Here is a 17,663-nt window from a genome sequence, read left to right as displayed (position 1 = left end):
ACCGCTTCGGGTTCTGAACCGTCACAGATCGCGAGCCAGTCGCCGCAAGATGTCGGCCGTGGGTTCGGCGGTGGCGTGCCGGTACCCGGTGCCGGCCCACAGATGGACATAGTCGGGCTTGCCCGCGGCGGCCGCCGCCTTGCGCAGCGGGCTCGTCAGATGGTGCACGGCCGGGTAACCGAGCGGGGCCTCGGCCTCGTGGGCGTCGATGAAGCGGTTGCGCAGGCCGCGCGCCGGACGGCCGGTGAAGGCGCGCGTGAGCACCGTCTCGGTACGGGCGGGATCGGCCAGGGCCGCCTGGTGGGTGGCCGATGCGCCGCTTTCGTTCGATCGCAGCAGAACCGTTCCCACCACCGCCGCCGCGGCGCCCGCCCGGATAACCTCGGCCACGGCGCCGGGCGTGGCGAGCCCACCGGCGGCCATGATCGGCAGCGGCACGGCCGCGGCGACCCGGCCGACGAGCTCGGCGAGGGGTACCGGCGTCAACGGCCTTCCCGGCGACAGCGTCCCCGAATGCCCGCCGGCGACCGCAGCCTGCACGGCGAGCATGTCGACACCGGCGTCGCGGGCCTGCAGGGCCTCGTCCGGCGTGGTCACGGTCTGGACGACGACGCTGCCGGCCCGGCGCAGCGCGGCGATCACGTCGCGCGTGGGGATGCCGAAGGTGAACGACACCATCGGGACCGGGTCGTCGAGTAACAGCGCGATCTTCTCGTCGAACCTGTCGTCGTCTTCGACGGGCTCCGACGGCAGCGTCAACCCGAACTGGTCGGCCTCGCGCTGGACGATCGCCGCGTACGTCCGGTAGCTCTGGGGGTCGACCGGTACCGGATTGGGCGCGAAGAGGTTGATGCCGAACGGGATTCCCTCGGCGCGCACCGCCTTGACCTCGGCTTCGACGGCCTCCACGGTCTTGTAGCCGGCGGCCAGCATGCCCAGTCCGCCCGCGCGGGTCGCGGCCGACACCATTGCCGGGGTGCTCGGACCGCCCGACATCGGCGCGGCGACAAGGGGGATGGACATTCCAAACTGTGTCAACATCGCAGCGTCCTTAGGAGTCCCGGTGCGGCGAGCCCACCCTAACGCTGGCAGGATGCGAGGACGTGAAGCGGCCCAACTTTCTCGTCATCGTCGCGGACGACCTCGGCTATTCCGATATCGGCGCCTTCGGCGGCGAGATCAACACACCGAATCTCGATCGGCTCGCCTACGCGGGCGTCCGGTTCACCGATTTCCACTCGGCACCGGCCTGCTCGCCCACCCGCTCGATGCTGCTGACCGGAACCGACCATCACGTCGCCGGCATCGGCACGATGCTGGAGGTCGCACCCCCGGGATTCCGCGGTCCACCCGGCTACGAGGGCTACCTCAACGACCGGGTGGTCGCGTTGCCCGAGCTGTTGCGCGACGCCGGCTACCTGACCTTGATGGCCGGAAAGTGGCACCTGGGCAACACGATCGACCGGTCGCCGTGGGCGCGCGGTTTCGAGCGTTCATTCGCGCTGCTACCCGGGGGCGCGAGCCACTACGGCGGCGCGGCGGCCGGTGACTTCCTGCCCGCGCCGACGCTCTACACCGAGGACGACCGGTTCGTCACGGTCGGCGACGACTTCTACTCGTCGGACTTCTACGCCGATACCCTGCTGCGGTATCTGGGCGAACGCGGCACCGATGACGACCGCCCGTTCTTCGCGTACCTGCCCTTCCAGGCGCCGCACTGGCCGCTGCAGGCCCCGGAGGAATCGATCGCCGCGTACCACGGCCGCTACGACGCCGGTCCCGACGTGCTGCGTGCGGCGCGACTCGAGGCGCTCAAGGACCTCGGCTTGTGCCCGGCCGACGTCAGGGCGCACCCGGTCGTGGCCGACGGGGCGCCGGAGTGGGCCGACATGACCGACGACGAGCGCGCGCTGTCGGCCCGCACCATGGAGGTGTATGCCGCAATGGTCGACCGGATGGACCACAACGTCGGCAAGGTGATCGAATACCTGGACAGCACAGGCGAACTCGACAACACGGTGGTCATCTTCCTGTCCGATAACGGCGCGGAGGGCGCGATCGTCGAGGCGATGCCGCTCCTCGGCGACGTGATCTCGTCGGCGATCGAGAAGCATTGCGACAACAGCGTCGACAACCTCGGCGCCCCCAACTCCTTTATCTGGTACGGCCCGCGCTGGGCGCAGGCGGCGACGGCGCCGTCGCGCCTGCACAAGGCGTTCACCACCGAGGGCGGGATCAGGGTCGTCGGCTTCGTCACCTGGCCGGGTTTCACCCGTCAGCGCCAGATCGGTACGGCGTTCGCCACGGTCATGGACATCACCCCGACCGTGCTGGAGCTCGCCGGCGCCGCGCATCCGGGCACCTCCTACCGCGGCCGCGAGATTGAACCGATGCGCGGCCGTTCGCTGGTCCCGTATCTGTCGGGCGACCACGAGGCGGTGCACGACGTCGGCTCCGCAACAGGCTGGGAACTGTTCGGCCGCCGCGGGATTCGTCAGGGTGACTGGAAGGCGGTCCATCTGCCCGCGCCCTACGGAACGGGATCCTGGCAGCTCTACGACCTGTCCCGCGACCCCGGCGAGACCGAGGACCTGGCCGGTGCGCACCCCGACAAGCTCGCGGAGCTGCTGGTGCTGTGGGATCGCTACGTCGACGAGAACGGCGTGATCCTGGACCCGGTCTCGATTTTCGACGCTGAGCTGTAGCGCCGCCGCCTTCGCCCGCCTTCGCCCGGCGGGCGCCCAATTAGTCGCTTGCGCTCGACGGGATTTCGCTCAGCAGCCGCCGCGCCGCCTCGACGCACGGACGCATGCGGTCCAGCGGGCCGACACCCGAGAGCGCCAGTGCCCGTCGCGGGACCTCGATTTCCATGACGATTTCGCGCGGCAGGGCGGACAAGATGTCGCGCAGCGGCAATTCGCCCTCGCCCGGAACCAGGCGCTCGAACATGGCTTCCTCCATGTACTTTCCCGCGTGTTGCGGGAGGGGCCGCAACGTCGTGTCGTTGAGCTGGGCGTAGCCGATGTGACCGGGGTCGATCGCCGCGACGTCGGCGGCGCCGGCTCCGGAACGCACCAGATGCATGTTGTCGATCAGCAATTGGAAATCCGGGCGGCCCACGTGTTCGCGGGCCGCCAGCGCGGTGGGCACGTCGGTGACGGTCAGGCCCGGTACCGGTTCGACGACCGTCGCGATGCCGCGTTGAGCGGCCAGTTCGGTGAGCGCCGCAAACTGGTCGAAGGTGCGGCCCAGATCGGGGTCGAGGCTGACGACGTTGACCCGGGGCACCCCGAGTTCCGCCAGCGCATCTAGATCGCAAGTGTAGGAATGCATTTCAGAGCCGGGCAGCACCAGGAACCCGTCACCGAGCGAGATCGTCACGCCGCGGCCGTCCATCGCGGCGCGCAGGTCGTTTCTGAGCGCCGCATCGCCGGTGAGCGAGAACCGCGGGTAGCCGAGCGGCACCAACGGCATCCCCTGCGAGGCGACCGAGATGTGCGGGCAGCCCAAATCGGCGGCGAGTTCGACAAGCTCCACGGGGGGAAGCCCGAAGACGCTGAGCATGCCGATGCCCAGCCGGCCCGTCATAGCAGGCCCCTCCTGTGACCGCTCACCCGTCAGGTGTAGCACTCGCCGCGGTGTGCACAAGCCGGCCGGGGCACTTTGCCGACACTACGAACATAGAGTATGGTCGGTCATCGGCCAGCGAATCACGGTCGAGTTCCGTCCGTCGACACGAAAGCCCGCGCTCATGGCTCGTTACACCCCTGCCGTAGCGAAACGACGCAGACCCAACCCCGGGGAGCGGCGTCGCGACCTGTGCGATGCGGCCATTCAGCTGCTCGCCGACGACGGCGCCAAGGGGCTGAGCCATCTCAAGGTCGACCGCAAGGCCGGCGTGCCCGACGGCACGACGTCGTTCTACTTCCGGACCCGGTCGGCGCTTCTGCGCGCGGTGGCCGAGCGGTTGGCCGAGCTCGACCTCGCCGAGTTGCAGTCGGTCGCGGACAGTTCGGACGGCCGGGGGGAGGACCCGTCGCCGTCCCGGTTGTCGCAAGTGGTCATCCAGGCGGGCCGCGAGCCCCAGTTCTCCCGCACCCGGGCCCGCTACGAACTGACGATGCAGGCGGCGCGAGACCCCGCGCTCGCCGCGATCCTGCAGCAGGCGACGGACGAATTCACCAAGCTGCACCGCGAGATACTCGTGCAGCTGATGCCGCACGGCGCGGAGCTGGAGTCGGCGGTCGTCGAGGATCTGAGCAACGTCACGCTCACGTTCATCAACGGGCTCATGCTGCGGCTCGCACACGGCGACCGGATCGTCGACAGCCCCGAGCGCCTCGACGGAATCCTGTCGGCGATCGCGGCGGGCATTCTCAAGAGCCCCGACAAGGGCAGGCTCACCGACTCCGCCGACCGGCGCGCTTCCGGTCGCCGCCCTCCCGCGGCATCGGGATGAGCCCGCCGACGCGGCGATCCGGCATGGCGTTTCGTGGCGCGGGGTCTTGCCAGAGCATCCGCCATATGGTTCTCTACGACAATAGAGTTGACCGACGTTCACGGGCCGTCGGGCAACCCTGGTCAACCGAGCCCCGTGCGCATTTCAAACCAACGCAATTAAGCGGAGTGTACAAATTGCGCCGAACCGGATCCGGTGGACGCGTCCCGGCGCCAGCGCCGGCACGGGCGAGAACCGAATGCGGAAACGGCAAGCGGTAGGAGGAATTTCGTGACGGCGAGCACCGACAGCCATGTTCGTTTCGATCCGTACGATGTCGAGCTGATTGCCGACCCGTACCCGATGTTCGCGCGGCTGCGCGAAGAATCTCCGCTTTACTACAACGCCGAGTACGACTTTTTCGCGGTCAGCCGGTACGCCGACGTGAACAAGGCCCTGGTGGACAACGGCACATTCAGCTCGGCCCGCGGCGCGATCCTCGAATTGATCAAGGCCAACCTCGACATCCCGTCGGGCATGCTGATATTCGAAGACCCGCCGATTCACGACGTGCACCGCAAGCTCCTGTCCCGCATGTTCACCCCGCGCAAGATCAACGCGCTGGAGCCGATGATCCGCGAGTTCTGTGCACAATCGCTCGATCCGCTGGTGGGGACGGGCCACTTCGACTTCGTCGCGGACCTGGGCGCGCAGATGCCGATGAGGGTCATCAGCGCACTGCTCGGCATCCCCGAGGACGACCAGGTGTTCGTCCGCGACCACGTCAACGCCCAGCTGCGCACCGAAGCGGGCAAACCGATGGATCACAGCAAGGGTCTGTCGGTGGGCGAGATGTTCGAGGCGTACATCGACTGGCGCGCCGAGCACCCGTCCGACGACATCATGACCGAGCTGCTCAACGTCGAATTCGTCGACGACAAGGGCGTCACGCGGCGGCTGACCCGCGACGAGATCCTGGTCTACCTCAACGTGGTCGCCGGCGCGGGCAACGAGACGACGACCCGGCTGATCGGTTGGGCCGGAAAGGTTCTCGCCGAGCACCCCGACCAGCGTCGTGAGCTCGCGCAGGATCCCACACTCATTCCGCAGGCGATCGAGGAGCTGCTGCGGTACGAACCGCCCGCGCCGCACGTCTCCCGGTATGTGACCCGCGACGTCAGCTTCTACGACCAGACCGTCCCCGAAGGCAGCGTGCTGATGATGCTGATCGGTGCGGCGTGCCGCGACCCCCGTCAGTTCGGTCCGGACGCCGACGAGTTCAACATCCACCGCACCGCCCGCCCCCACCTGACCTTCAGCGTCGGAGCCCACTTCTGCCTGGGCTCGGCCCTGGCCCGGCTGGAAGGGCGCGTGGCCCTGGAAGAGATCCTCAAACGATTCCCCGAGTGGGAGGTGGACCTGAGCAAGGCCGCGCTCAGCCCGACGTCGACCGTGCGGGGCTGGGAGGCCCTGCCGGCGCTGGTGCCCTGATGGACGGCCGGGTCGAAGGGAAGGTCGCTTTCATCACCGGCGCCGCGCGCGGGCAGGGCCGCAGCCATGCCGTGCGCCTGGCGGAGGAGGGCGCCGACATCATCGCGATCGACATCTGCGGGCCGGTCGACAACATGGCCTATCCGCATTCGACGCCCGAGGATCTCGCCGAGACCGCCGGCCTGGTCAAGAACCTGGGCCGGCGCATCGTCACCGCGCAGGTCGACGTCCGCGACTACGACGGGCTCAAAGCCGCGGTGGACAACGGGGTCGAAGAGCTGGGCCGCCTCGACATCGTCGTCGCCAACGCGGGCATCGGCACGTTCGGCAACAAGCTGCACAAGATTCGCGAGGAAATCTGGCAGGACATGATCGACGTCAACCTTTCCGGCGTGTGGCACACCGTGAAAGCCGGCGTGCCGCATATCCTCGCCGGCGAACGCGGTGGTTCCATCGTGCTCACCGGCTCGGTCGGGTCGCACAAGGCCATGGCCTACACCGGCCATTACATCGCCGCCAAGCACGGCGTCATCGGTCTGATGCGCGCCTTCGCCGTTGAGCTGGGCCAGCACAACATCCGCGTCAACTCGGTGCACCCCAGCCAGGTCAACACGCCGATGACGATGAACGACGTGACGTTCAAGTTGTTCCGGCCGGATCTGGAAAATCCCGGGCCCGAGGACTTCGCCCCGTTCTCGCAGATGACGCACATGATGCCGGTGCCCTGGGTCGAGGCCCGTGACATCAGCAACGCCGTGTTGTTTCTCGCCTCTGACGAATCGCGTTACGTCACAGGCGTTTCGTTGCCCGTAGATGCGGGTGCGTTGCTCAAGTAAGCCTAAACTCAACCAAAGAGTGGAGAAGACCGTGCCGGATTACGACTACGAAAAGATGAAGCAAGAAGCCGAGCAGTACATCAAGTTCGAGAAGGACAAGCAGAACCGGATCGCCTACATCACGTTCGATCGTCCGGACGCGCAGAACGCCACCAGTTTGGGCATGCGGCAGCTCTACGCCGACCTGATCCACAAGTGCAACGTGGACGACGACGTCAAGGTCGTCGTGATCCGCGGCGAGGGCGAGGATTTCGGCAGCGGGGGCGACCTGCCCGAACAGCGGGGGATGCTGGAGAACCCGGGGATGCCCCTGCTGCACGAGCTCGCCATCAACGACGAGGATGTCAAGTACCCGCCGGGCGGCTCCTACCGCTACCTGTCCACCGTCACGGACTTCTACGCGAAGGCACGCGCGGGAAACCGGCCCCTGCAGGAGCTCCGGAAGATCAGCATCATCGAGGCGAAGGGCTACTGCTACGGCTGGCACTTCTACCAAGCCGGCGACGCGGACCTGGTGATCTCCTCCGACGACGCTCTGTTCGGGCACCCTGCCTTCCGTTACGTCGGCTGGGGCCCGCGGCTGTGGTGGTGGGCGGAGACGATGGGCCTGCGTAAGTTCTCCGAGATGCTCTTCACCGGAAGGCCGTTCAGCGCCAAGGAGATGTACGAGTGCGGGTTCGTCAACAGCGTCGTGCCGCGCGACAAGCTGGAGGACGAGACGAAGAAGTATGCGTTGGCCTGCTCGAAGTCCCGTCCCACCGACACGGTCGCCGTACAGAAGACCTTCTTGGAGCTCTACAAGCAGCACAAGGGTGAGTATTTCGGCAGCCTGCTGACCGGCATGGTCGAGGGCATGCTCCCGATGATCACCAACGACCAGCAGAACGAGGTCGACCTCACCGAGGGAACGTTCCAGAAGGGTCTCAACAATGTCGTGAAGGACAACGACATGAACTTCCCGCCGGAGTGGCGTCTGAGCCGCTCCGGGCGGCAAAAGCCGTGACGCCCACGCGGGCATAGCATGTCGGCTCTGGCCGGGCTCAGGATCATCGAGCTCGCCGACTGCGTCGCGGGGGAGTACTGCGGAAAGCTGTTGGCCGACTTCGGTGCCGAGATCATCAAGGTCGAGGCGCCGGGGGCCGGCAGCAGGACTCGCGCCTTGGCGCCGATTCTCGCCGATGGCGCCGACGGCAGCGCGCTGTTCGCGTACCTCAACACCAACAAGCGGTCCGTCGTCGTGGACACCACCTCCCCGGCCGGCGTCGAGGCGCTGGACAAACTGATCGCGAGCGCCGACGCGGTGGTGGGTGACCGGGCGACCGCGCGGGCCGAACGGCACCCGAGCGTGGTCTTCTGCTCGATCAGCCCCTTCGGCGACGACGCACCCGATGAATACCGGAACGCCAAGAGCATCAACGTGTTTCATGCCAGCGGGTGGGGCTACCACACCCCGAGTCATCCCGACCCCGCCAAGCCGCCGCTACGAGGTCCGGGCCGCTTCCTGACCGACTACGAGGCGGGCCTGGAAGCGGCCCTGTGTGTTGCCGCGTCGCTGTTCGGGCGCCTGCACTCCGGGCACGGCGAGGTCATCGACGTGTCTGCGCAGGCGGTGCTCGTCTCCCGCGCCGACTGCATCCTCGGCCGGTTCGTCACCGGCGAAGTCACGGCCGAGGGCCTGCGCGACGATTACGATCAGGCGGGTCCGGCGTCGTTCTTCCCGTGCGCGGACGGCCATGTCTACCTCTACGTGACCAGCCGCTCCCACTGGCTGGGTGTGAAAGAACTGCTGGACCACCCGAAGTGGCTCGAAGCGTTCGACGACGACTGGCTCGAATTCTCCGTGACACCGGAGAAGGTCGCGGCGTTTCGACAAGGGTTCGCGACGTGGGTCCGGGGACTGTCGAAAGACAGCGCCTCCGATCAGGCCCAACGGCTTGGCGTTCCCCTGGTGCCGGTGAACGAGCCCGCCGACCTGCACGGCCTGCCGCAGTACCTGCACCGCGGATTCTTCCAGCGGGTTCACCATCCCGTACTCGGTGATGCGGCGTATCCGACCGTGCCGTACGCGCTGAGTGGCTCGCCCGCCCGGATCGTCCGTGCCGCGCCAGGGCTCGGCGAGCACACCGACGCGGTCCTGGCCGGCCTCGACACCCCACGGTCGCGCCCCACGGTGCGGTCGCCGCAACTCAAGGCGCCCCGGGACTCGCGCGGGGGACCGCTGGAAGGGGTGCGCGTGGTCGAGCTCACGAAGGTGTGGGCCGGTCCCTATGCGGGCAAGCTGCTGGCGATGCTGGGCGCCGAAGTCATCAAGGTCGAGACCGCCGCCAGTCCCGAGGAGATGCGCTCCTACGGCGGAACCGACATCAACCACGCGCCGTTCTTCCTCAGCATCAACCCCGAGATCCTCAGCGTCGACCTGGACATCAAGTCCGACGAGGGCATGGCCCGGCTGCGGGAACTGATCGCCCGCAGCGACATCGTCGTCAACAACCTGCGGCCCGGCGCGATGGAGCGCCAGGGCCTGGGTTACCGGGACCTCGCTCGACTGAAGCCGGACATCGTATCGGTGTCCATCAAGATGTGGGGCAACGATGGGCCCTCGGGTCACCAAACCGGTTATGCGCCATGCTTTGCCGCGCTGGCCGGGCTGGCCTCGCTGGTCGGCTATCCGGGTGGGCCGCCGCTGGGCAGCAGCATGCGCTACGGGGATTCCACGGTCGGCGCGGCCGCCGCGTACGCCGCCGTGGTCGCCTTGCTGCACCGCGAACTGTCCGGGGCGGGCCAATTCGTCGACGTCTCGGCGGTCGAAACCCTGTCCACGATGATCGGCGACTGCCTGCTCGAGCAGAGCCTGACCGGGCAACGCCTGGCGCCGCAGGGCAACCGGCATCCCGACATGTGCCCGCACGGGTGTTACCCGTGCGCGGACGGCGCCTGGATCGCCATCGCGGTCGCCGACGACGGCGAATGGCGGCGGCTGTGCGACGGGCTCGACGCCGCCGGACTGGCCCGCCGCTACGCCACGGCCCAGCAGCGGCACGCGAACGCCGACGCCCTGGATGCCGAGCTGGCGGGGCTCACGCGTGGGCGGGACGCCGAACAGCTGGCACGGTGCCTGCGCGCGGTGGGTGTCGCGGCGTGCAAGAGCGCCACGGCGCCCGAAGTCATCGCAGATCAACGGCTTTGGGACCGGGAGTTGTATCGCTTTGTCTCCGACCACCGCGAAGGCCAGCGCCCGATAGTCGGCCCGTCATGGCGGATGACGCGGTCCGCGGCTCGGATCGAAAGGGGCGCTCCCGATCTGGGTGAGGACGACGATTACGTTCTGAACAAGATCCTGACAGGTGACAGATGACGCAACCACTGACAAGAACCGTCGCCCTGGTGACGGGGGCCAGCAGCGGCATCGGCGCGGCGACGGCCAGAGCGCTTGCCGCCCACGGCGCCGCGGTGGCGCTGCTGGCGCGCCGGGCCGACCGGCTGAGCGATCTGAAAGCCGAGATCGAATCCGCCGGCGGCACGGCGCTGGTCGTCGCCGCCGACGTCACCGACGCCGAGCAGGTGGCAACCGGCGTGCGGCGCACCGTCGACGAATTGGGTCGGCTCGACACGCTGGTGAACAACGCGGGGCTGATGCAGTCCGCGCCGGCCGCCGAGGCGCCGTTGCGGGACTGGGACGACATGGTGGCCGTCAACATCCGGGGGGTGCTTTACGCCACGCGTGCGGCGCTTCCGCATCTGATCGACGCGGCCGGCGACTCTCCGCGCGGCGTGGCCGATCTGGTGACCATCAGCTCCACGGCCGGCTGGGTGGCGCGACCCAACACCGCGGTGTACTCGCTGACCAAGTTCGGCGTGAACGCGTTCAGCGAGGGGATCCGTCAGGAGTTGATCGGCAAACGCGTCCGCGTCGGCGTGGTGGGGCCCGGGACGGTCGACACCGAGATCTTCGGCCACCTGGCGGAGCCCTCGCGGGAGTCGTTCGAACGCCAGACCGCCGGCATGGTCAAGCTGCGGCCGGAAGACATCGCCGACGCCGTGCTTTACATGGTGACCCGCGACCGCCGGGTGGCGGTCAACCACATGCTGGTGCGCGCGGCCGAACAGACGTGGTAGCCGAGCACTGGGCCATCGGCGACCGGTACGGTCTTGCCTTCCCGGCCGATCCGCAGACGCTGCGCCGCGGCGGGCCGAAGTTTTTGACCGACGCGTTCCGCGCCACCGGCGTCCTCACGGACGGCAACGCCGTCACGGGGATCGCCGGCTTCCGCGAGGTGCCCGAGGGCAGCACGGGACGCAAGGTGATGCTCTCGGTCGAATACGCCGAAGCCGCAACCGATCTGCCCGCCGACCTGTTCGTCAAGTTCTCCCGCGACCTCGACGACCCCGTCCGCGATCGCGGCAGGGCGCAGATGGAACCCGAGGTGCGGTTCGCCGCGTTGTCCCGGACGGCCGGATTCCCCATCACGGTGCCCAGGGCGCAGTTCGGCGACTACGAGCGCCGGACCGGCAGCGGCATCCTCATCACCGAGCGAATCATGTTCGGCCGCAACGGGGTCGAGCGCCAGTACCACAAGTGCCTGGACTACGAGATGCCCGAGCCGCTCGAGCACTACCGCGCGCTGCTGACCGCGCTGGCCCGCCTCGCCGGCGCTCACCGGTCCGGACGCCTGCCGGCCGACCTCACCGCGCACTTCCCGCTGGACGTGCGGGCCGCGACCGTCGGCGAACGGGTGCCGCTGTCGGTGGAAAGGCTGGATCGGCGACTGACCCGGCTGGCCGAACTGGCCCGCGACGCCCCGGGCCTGTTGCCCGCGCAGGCCGCCTCACCGGACTTTCTGGCGCGCCTGCGTGCCGAGGCGCCGCGAGTGTCGCTGCACGAAGACGCCGTGGCGCGGCGACTGGCCGGCGATTCGGACTATGTGGCGCTGTGCCATTGGAACGCCAACGTCGACAATGCCTGGTTCTGGCGCGACGGCGACGAGGACGGTGAGGGCGTCCTGCACTGCGGCCTGCTGGACTGGGGATGCGTGAGCCAGATGAACCTCGGCATGGCCATCTGGGGAGCGATGTCCGCCGCGGAAACCGACATGTGGGACAGCCACGTGGGTGACCTGCTGGAGCTGTTCGTCGCGGAAGTCCACCGCTACGGTGGCCCCGCGTTGAGCCCGGACCGTCTGCTTCGGCACACGCTGCTCTACGCGGCGTCCATGGGGGTCGCGTGGCTGCTCGACGTGCCGGCCCTGTTCCGCAAGCGGTTCGGCGACGCCACGCCCGAGAGCCGCACCGACCCGCGGATCAGGGACGACGAAAGCGTGCGGGCCCCGTTGCAGATGCTGTCGAACCTCCTGACCCTGTGGGAGCGGCATCCCGTGGGCGCCCTGCTCGACGCCGCCCTCGCCGAGCCGACCGCCCGCGCATAACTCGCTTGTTCTTGGTCGCCGTCCTCGTCGTTTTCTTCGTGGAGGAGTTTTTCGGGGTGGTGGAAGGTGTTGGTGCGGGGTTGATTTCGGTCGAGGTGGGGCGGCGGAATCCATTGGGTGTCGCCGTCGGTGTTCTTGCGGGTGGTCCAGCCGCGGGGTTGTAGTAGGCGGTGGTGGGGTCCGCAGGCGAAGGTGAGGTCGTTGATGTCGGTGGTGTGGCTTTTGGCCCAGTCGGTGACGTGGTGGACTTCGCAGTAGTAGCCGCCGACGGTGCAGCCGGGCGCGGTGCAGCCGCGATCCTTGCCGTAGAGCACGATTCGCTGGGCGGGGGTGGCCAGGCGTTTGGTGTGGTACAGCGCCAGGGCTTTGCCCCGGTCGAAGATCGCCAGGTAGTGATGGGCATGGCGGGCCAGGCGGATCACGTCGGACATTGGCAGCCAAGAGCCGCCGCCGGTGAGGCCGCGCCCGGCGGCGGCTTCGAGTTCGGCCAGGGTGGTGGTGACGATGATGCAGGCCGGTAATCCGTTGTGCTTGCCAAGTTCGCCGGAGGCGAGCAGGGCGCGCAGGGCGGCCAGCAGTGCGTCGTGCTGACGTTGGCCGGCCGAGCGGCCGTCTCGGTCGATGGCCTGTTGTGAGGCCGCGCCGTCCACGCAGGGCTGCTCGTCGAGCGGGTTGCACATTCCGGGGGCGGCGAGCTTGGCCCACACCGCCTCCAGCGTGGCGCGGGCCTCGGGAGTCAGCCAGCCACGCAGCGCCGACATGCCGTCGGGTTGCTGCTTGCCCAGGATCAGCCCGCGGCGCCGCGCCCGGTCGACGTCGCTGTAGTTGCCGTCGGGGTTGAGGCAGTCGGCCAGGCCGGCCAGGCCGGCCAGTTGTTCGGGACGAAACTGTGCGCCCTTGCGCGCCAAGTCGGCCTCGGCGCGATCACGGGTGGGTTGGTCGACCCAGGCCGGCAACTCCTGGCAGAAGCGGCGGATGACCGCGACGTGCTCGGCACCGAGGCGGCCCTCGCGCTGCGCGGCGGCGGTGTGGGCCAGCACGGGCGGCAGCGGCTCGCCGGTCAGGCCGCGTCGGGGTCCCAGGACGGCGGCGTCGCGGATCCGGCGCCCAGCCTCCGCCCGGTTGATCAGCGTCCGCTCGGCAATCGCGTGGGACAGTTTGCCGCCCAACTCCTCGGGGGTGGCCTGGCGGGCCAGGGTGTTGATGAGCCGATGCTCGGGCACCGGCAGCCGTCGGCGGACCTTCTCGCAGCGCGCCAACAACGCCAGGCACTCGGGGGTGGTCAGCGCGTCGAACCCCAACCCCACCACCCCGTCGAGCGCGGCATCGAGCGCGTCGAAGGCCGCCGTGATCGCCTCATCGCCCACCACATCGGGATCCATGACCCGAAACTAGCCACCCCCACCGACAAAAACCGCCGCGTTGAGACCATCGGCGCCGAAGTGACGAAAGATGTTGCTGCACCGCGGAATCAGGCGGCGACGCTCGATTGCACTACGAGACGGGCGATCTCAGTCAGCATCCGACCACGACGGGCTGGTGGTCAGCACGTCCGCGCCGTCATCGGTGATGTGCACGGTGTCTCGGCGCAACACCGCGCCGACTCCCTCTTGCCACACGTATCCGGTGACGGCCAGCACCATTCCGGTGTCGAGGCGGTCGTCGTGGCCGGCGGCCGACAAGGTCTCGGACACCACCGGCGGATCGAAGCCCAGACCCAGCCCGTGCGCGACCGGCATCGGCGGGAGGGGCTCATCGACCGCCTCGTACGCTGCGAGCAGCTCGCGGGTCTGTGCGCCGGCACGGCAGGCCGCAATAAGCCTGTCATGCAATGCATTCGAGCGCGCGAAGAGTTCGGCTGACCCGTCGGTGGGTTGCCCAGCCGGCCAGGTGCGGCCGACCTCGGCGACATAGCCGTCGGCGAGCGCACCGGCATTGAAGGCGACCAGGTCGCCGGGCCGCACTTCACCCAAGGCGGCACGCCGCCACGGGTGCACCCGCGGCGTCACCCACGCGGCGTCCTGGGTGGCGGGCGTGCTCACCCCACCCGCCGCCATCGCTTCCAACAGGGTCCCGGCCAGCGTCCGTTCGGAGCAGCCCGGCCGCAATGCGGCGACGGCGGCAGCGATCCCGTGCTCGGCGATGCGAAGCGCCGATCCCATGGCGGCGATCTCGTCGGGTGTCTTGATGCGGCGCGCTGCGCACATCGCCGACTCGCCATCGACGATCTCGGCGTTGGGGAACGCCTCGGGGAGCAACGCGGCGAAAGTGGGGGTGATGGCGTCGGTCCCGACCCGGCGGGCCGCCTCCGCGCCGTGGACCTTCTTCAGCACGTCGATGAGAGTCATGGGATTCCAGGCCAGCCCGTAGAGGTGGTCGTGATCGATCTCCTCGGGCACCCCCTCGTCGTCGGTGCTGTTCAGGTAGATCTCCCCGGAGGAACGCACCAGGACGCACATCGGCCCGAACGGGCGCGTCCCGGCGATCCACAGCTGGGGAGCACCGGTCACGTAGCGGATGTTCGCCTGCCGCCCGAGCACCAGGATGTCGAGGTCGTGCTCGTCCATCTGCGCCAGTGCCCGTTCGCGCCGCCCCGTCCGCAATCGCAGGGCGTCGGGCGCAACCTCAGTCGCCATAGGGGGAGTAGGGGTAGTCGGTGATGGGCGTGAAGCCGTCTTCGTTGATGACCACGATCTCCTCACTGCGATAGCCGCCCGTGCCGTCCTCCCAGACGACCGGTTCCAGGACGAGAACCATGCCGGGTTCGAACACGAAATTGTCGTCGAATTCTTCGCCGAGATCGGTTCCGATCATGGGAGGTTCGGCGGGGTACGTGCCGATCCCGTGGCCCAGATAGAAATGCGGCAACCACGGACGCCGGCCCCCGTTGGCGGCGATGGCCGCCCGCGCGAGATCTCCCGACGTCGCACCCGCCCTGGTCACCGCGAGCACGGCGTCCAGAATGGTTCGCCACTGCTCGAACTGGGCCCGCTGACGCGACGAGGGATCCTGGCCGACGACCCAGGTTCGACCGAAGTCCGAGCAGTAGCCGGCGTAATTGAAGCTGATGTCGGTCCACAGCACGTCGCCGGCGGCCAGTTCGCGCTCGGTGGGAAGGAGCGGCAGGGCGAGATCGCCGTGGACGGTCCAGACGCCGGCCTCGCGCGAGGCGGGCATCACCTGCCAGATGGCCTCGAGCATGTTGGCGGTCGCGCCCAGCTCGAACGCGCGCCGGACCAGCGCCGCCGACAGGTCGATCTGCCGAACCCCCGGCGCAAGCGCCGTCTGCACCTCGGCCATGGCCTGCTCGGTGATGCGGCACGCCCGGCGCAGGCAGGACAGCTCGTCGCGTGTCTTGATCAGCTGCGCCGCGCCCAGGACTATCGCCGCGTCCGTCGGTGGCCGCCCTCCGAAGAGCGTCGCCGACGACCGGCGCATCGGGCCGGTCAGCTCGTCGACGGCGACCCTCGCCCCCGGTGGGATCAACCCTGCCAGCTCACGCGCGAAAAGTTCTACACCCGAGTCGAATTCGAGGTAGACGGGTCCGTGCAGGTGGTCGTCGGGTACCGGCGCCTGCGCGGCTGAGCCCAAGGCCGGGGCGCACCGGGGCGGCATGAACAGGTGCGGGTGCTCGTCGTCGGCCAGCACCACCGCGACCGGCCTCTCCGCGTGCGAGAGCCCGGCGTCGAGCAACGGCCAGCTGACGCCCGTCGCGTACGACACGTAGCCGTTCATCAGCAGGATCAGCGCGTCGACGCCGTGGTCGGCCATCGCGGCCCGCAGCCGCGCGCCGGTCTCGGACCGCATGCGCGCCCAATCGGGTTCGTCGGGAATCTCGATGACCGACCCGCGGGCCGCAACTGAGTTCGTCATGCTACATCCCCAAAAACGATTTGACGTTGCCGCCGACGATCCGGACGGCATCCTCGGGGCCGACGGCGTCCACGACCGCGGCCAGCGATCTCTCCCAGTAGCCGAAAGTGATTTCGTTGTGTGGATAGTCGGATGACCACATCACCTTGTCTACTCCGATCTGATCGATCTGTGCCAGGCCCAGCCCGTCGACCATGAACGAGGCACACATGTGAGTGTCCCAGTAGTGCCGGACGTCGTGCTCCGGGTGGTCGGTGAGCATGTGCCGGTAGGAGGCCAGCACGTGTTCGGCTTCCTGCGAAGCGGTCGGCACCCAGGCGATCCCGCCCTCGAACCAGCCGACCCGCAGGCTCGGGTGGCGGTCGAGGATGCCGCCGAAGATGTACTTGGAGAACATCTCCCGGAACGAGTCGATGTTGACCATCATCGCGACCGCCACGCTGTTGACCTCGCCGGGTGCCGGTCACGCACCACATCGGCGAGAGCCAGCCGAAGTGTCCCAGCGATCGACGAGGTCGGCGAGATACTTCTCGATCAACTCCTTGGACAGCGGGGGGATGGCCCGGCCCGACCCGTCGGCCGCGCCGGGGTCCCTGACGTCCGTGCGAGCGACAAAAGGCATCGTTGCCCTCCGAGTTTCTGTTCGTCAATCACCCGTAGGTGAGGCCGGTGAGCTGCTCGGAGAGCGCCCACAGCTGACTTCTGTCGGCCTCGCTGCGCGCCATGCTCGGAAGTCCGGCGAATGTCACTCCGCCCCTGACGGTTTCGTAGAAGCCGCGCGGGCCGTAATACGTGGCGCCCCGGGCGTCCGGCGACACCGCCGCGTACAGCGTCGGCTTGATGCCTTCGTCGACGTCGAGCCACATGAAGGGCAGCAGCCGCCAGGTCAGCTGGGTGAGCCGCGCCTGCAGCGTCGGCCTGTCGCGACCGTAGGACCCGCCGCTGAGCAGGTTGGTCTTGCTCAGCCCGGGGTGGGCCGCGTTGGACATCAGGCCCCAACCGCCGAGTCGGCTGCGCCGGTCCAGCTCGAACGCGAACATCAGCTGGGAGAGTTTGGCGATACCGTAGGCCTGCATGGGCCGGTAGCCGCGCTGCGCGTTCGGGTCGGTGAAGTCCAGCTTGCGTTGCGTCGACGCGAGGCTGCTGATGGTCACGACGCGCGGGGCGCCGGCCGCGCGCAACAGCGGCAGCAGGTGGCCGGTCAAGGCGAAGTGTCCCAAATGGTTGGTGCCGAATTGCAATTCGAAGCCGTCGCGGGTCTCCTGGCGTTGCGGCGGTGTCATGACGCCGGCGTTGTTGATCAGGATGTCGATCGGCCGGCCCTCGGCGGCCAGCTCGTCGGCAAACGCCGCAACGCTTTTCAGCGACGACAGATCGAGGATCCGCAGGCTCAGCTTCGCGGCGGGGAACTCGCGGTGGATCCCGGCGATCGCGGCCTCGCCCTTGGCCCTGTTGCGGATCGCCATCACGACGTCGGCGCCCGCGGCGGCAAGACGTTTCGCCAGACCCAGTCCCAGGCCGCTGTTGGCCCCGGTCACGATCGCGAACTTGCCGGAAAGGTCCGGCACGACCAGCGTCAGATCCGGCTTCACGTCAGGCAAG

The 17,663-nt window shown here is 68.5% G+C and carries 14 protein-coding genes and 2 pseudogenes; 8 read left to right on the top strand and 8 right to left on the bottom strand.

What is annotated here, in order from left to right; genetic code table 11:
* Window positions 1-21: 21 nt before the first annotated feature.
* Complete coding sequence (locus tag G6N48_RS07430) at window positions 22-1,041, bottom strand: NAD(P)H-dependent flavin oxidoreductase (RefSeq protein ID WP_085271499.1); 1,020 nt, start codon at window positions 1,039-1,041, stop codon at window positions 22-24.
* 62 nt (window positions 1,042-1,103) lie between these two features.
* Here G6N48_RS07430 and G6N48_RS07425 point away from each other — a divergent pair, with 62 nt between their 5' ends.
* Entirely contained in the window at window positions 1,104-2,705 is a 1,602-nt protein-coding gene (locus G6N48_RS07425) for an arylsulfatase (RefSeq protein WP_085271498.1), read from the top strand.
* Between the two features lie 40 nt (window positions 2,706-2,745).
* Here G6N48_RS07425 and G6N48_RS07420 read toward each other — a convergent pair whose 3' ends face one another.
* A complete protein-coding gene (locus tag G6N48_RS07420; protein ID WP_085271497.1) occupies window positions 2,746-3,588 on the bottom strand; it encodes a sugar phosphate isomerase/epimerase family protein in 843 nt (280 codons plus the stop codon).
* A 163-nt stretch (window positions 3,589-3,751) separates the two neighbouring features.
* Here G6N48_RS07420 and G6N48_RS07415 point away from each other — a divergent pair, with 163 nt between their 5' ends.
* From G6N48_RS07415 to G6N48_RS07385, 7 genes are all read left to right on the top strand, one after another.
* Window positions 3,752-4,459, top strand: a complete 708-nt coding sequence (locus G6N48_RS07415; RefSeq protein WP_085271496.1) for a TetR/AcrR family transcriptional regulator — start codon at window positions 3,752-3,754, stop codon at window positions 4,457-4,459.
* 270 nt (window positions 4,460-4,729) lie between these two features.
* Window positions 4,730-5,929, top strand: coding sequence for a cytochrome P450 (locus G6N48_RS07410; RefSeq protein ID WP_085271495.1), 1,200 nt, complete (start codon window positions 4,730-4,732; stop codon window positions 5,927-5,929).
* Entirely contained in the window at window positions 5,929-6,765 is an 837-nt protein-coding gene (locus tag G6N48_RS07405; RefSeq protein WP_085271494.1) for a mycofactocin-coupled SDR family oxidoreductase, read from the top strand. Before G6N48_RS07410 ends, G6N48_RS07405 begins: the two co-directional genes overlap by 1 nt.
* A 31-nt stretch (window positions 6,766-6,796) precedes the next feature.
* Window positions 6,797-7,768 carry an enoyl-CoA hydratase/isomerase family protein gene (locus tag G6N48_RS07400; protein ID WP_085271634.1) on the top strand — a complete coding sequence of 324 codons (972 nt, stop codon included), beginning with the start codon at window positions 6,797-6,799 and terminating at the stop codon, window positions 7,766-7,768.
* A gap of 18 nt (window positions 7,769-7,786) precedes the next feature.
* Window positions 7,787-10,120, top strand: a complete 2,334-nt coding sequence (locus tag G6N48_RS07395) for a CaiB/BaiF CoA transferase family protein (protein WP_085271493.1) — start codon at window positions 7,787-7,789, stop codon at window positions 10,118-10,120.
* Window positions 10,117-10,881: an SDR family NAD(P)-dependent oxidoreductase gene (locus G6N48_RS07390; protein ID WP_085271492.1), complete on the top strand. Its 765-nt coding sequence runs from the start codon at window positions 10,117-10,119 to the stop codon at window positions 10,879-10,881. The genes G6N48_RS07395 and G6N48_RS07390 overlap by 4 nt, the downstream gene beginning before the upstream one ends.
* A complete protein-coding gene (locus G6N48_RS07385; RefSeq protein ID WP_085271491.1) occupies window positions 10,875-12,188 on the top strand; it encodes a hypothetical protein in 1,314 nt (437 codons plus the stop codon). The genes G6N48_RS07390 and G6N48_RS07385 overlap by 7 nt, the downstream gene beginning before the upstream one ends.
* Before the next feature lie 11 nt (window positions 12,189-12,199).
* Here G6N48_RS07385 and G6N48_RS07380 read toward each other — a convergent pair.
* The 6 genes and pseudogenes from G6N48_RS07380 to G6N48_RS07355 form a co-directional block, all read right to left on the bottom strand.
* Window positions 12,200-13,570: pseudogene (locus tag G6N48_RS07380) on the bottom strand (HNH endonuclease signature motif containing protein); the annotation flags it as partial.
* Window positions 13,571-13,699: 129 nt separating this feature from the next.
* The gene (locus tag G6N48_RS07375; protein ID WP_085271045.1) at window positions 13,700-14,824 is read right to left on the bottom strand and encodes a M24 family metallopeptidase; all 1,125 of its coding nucleotides are present in this window, start codon (window positions 14,822-14,824) and stop codon (window positions 13,700-13,702) included.
* Complete coding sequence (locus G6N48_RS07370; RefSeq protein ID WP_085271044.1) at window positions 14,814-16,061, bottom strand: M24 family metallopeptidase; 1,248 nt, start codon at window positions 16,059-16,061, stop codon at window positions 14,814-14,816. Before G6N48_RS07370 ends, G6N48_RS07375 begins: the two co-directional genes overlap by 11 nt.
* 1 nt (window position 16,062) lies before the next feature.
* Window positions 16,063-16,518: pseudogene (locus tag G6N48_RS07365) on the bottom strand (amidohydrolase family protein); the annotation flags it as partial.
* Window positions 16,519-16,524: 6 nt separating this feature from the next.
* Window positions 16,525-16,683, bottom strand: coding sequence for a hypothetical protein (locus G6N48_RS07360; RefSeq protein ID WP_161494241.1), 159 nt, complete (start codon window positions 16,681-16,683; stop codon window positions 16,525-16,527).
* A gap of 28 nt (window positions 16,684-16,711) precedes the next feature.
* Window positions 16,712-17,653 carry an SDR family oxidoreductase gene (locus G6N48_RS07355; RefSeq protein ID WP_085271043.1) on the bottom strand — a complete coding sequence of 314 codons (942 nt, stop codon included), beginning with the start codon at window positions 17,651-17,653 and terminating at the stop codon, window positions 16,712-16,714.
* Window positions 17,654-17,663: the final 10 nt, after the last annotated feature.

It is taken from the genome of Mycobacterium parmense, assembly GCF_010730575.1.
Lineage (GTDB): Bacteria > Actinomycetota > Actinomycetes > Mycobacteriales > Mycobacteriaceae > Mycobacterium > Mycobacterium parmense.
Note: the sequence above shows the minus strand (reverse complement) of the source record. Positions and strands in the feature narration are given on the sequence as shown.

Excerpts from the sequence above, each read along its gene's own strand:
- G6N48_RS07430 (WP_085271499.1), bottom strand. The coding sequence starts at position 1,041 with ATGTTGACACAGTTTGGAATGTCCATCCCCCTTGTCGCCGCGCCGATG.
- G6N48_RS07420 (WP_085271497.1), bottom strand. The coding sequence starts at position 3,588 with ATGACGGGCCGGCTGGGCATCGGCATGCTCAGCGTCTTCGGGCTTCCC.
- G6N48_RS07415 (WP_085271496.1), top strand. The coding sequence starts at position 3,752 with ATGGCTCGTTACACCCCTGCCGTAGCGAAACGACGCAGACCCAACCCC.
- G6N48_RS07405 (WP_085271494.1), top strand. The coding sequence starts at position 5,929 with ATGGACGGCCGGGTCGAAGGGAAGGTCGCTTTCATCACCGGCGCCGCG.
- G6N48_RS07395 (WP_085271493.1), top strand. The coding sequence starts at position 7,787 with ATGTCGGCTCTGGCCGGGCTCAGGATCATCGAGCTCGCCGACTGCGTC.
- G6N48_RS07390 (WP_085271492.1), top strand. The coding sequence starts at position 10,117 with ATGACGCAACCACTGACAAGAACCGTCGCCCTGGTGACGGGGGCCAGC.
- G6N48_RS07375 (WP_085271045.1), bottom strand. The coding sequence starts at position 14,824 with ATGGCGACTGAGGTTGCGCCCGACGCCCTGCGATTGCGGACGGGGCGG.
- G6N48_RS07370 (WP_085271044.1), bottom strand. The coding sequence starts at position 16,061 with ATGACGAACTCAGTTGCGGCCCGCGGGTCGGTCATCGAGATTCCCGAC.
- G6N48_RS07360 (WP_161494241.1), bottom strand. The coding sequence starts at position 16,683 with ATGCCTTTTGTCGCTCGCACGGACGTCAGGGACCCCGGCGCGGCCGAC.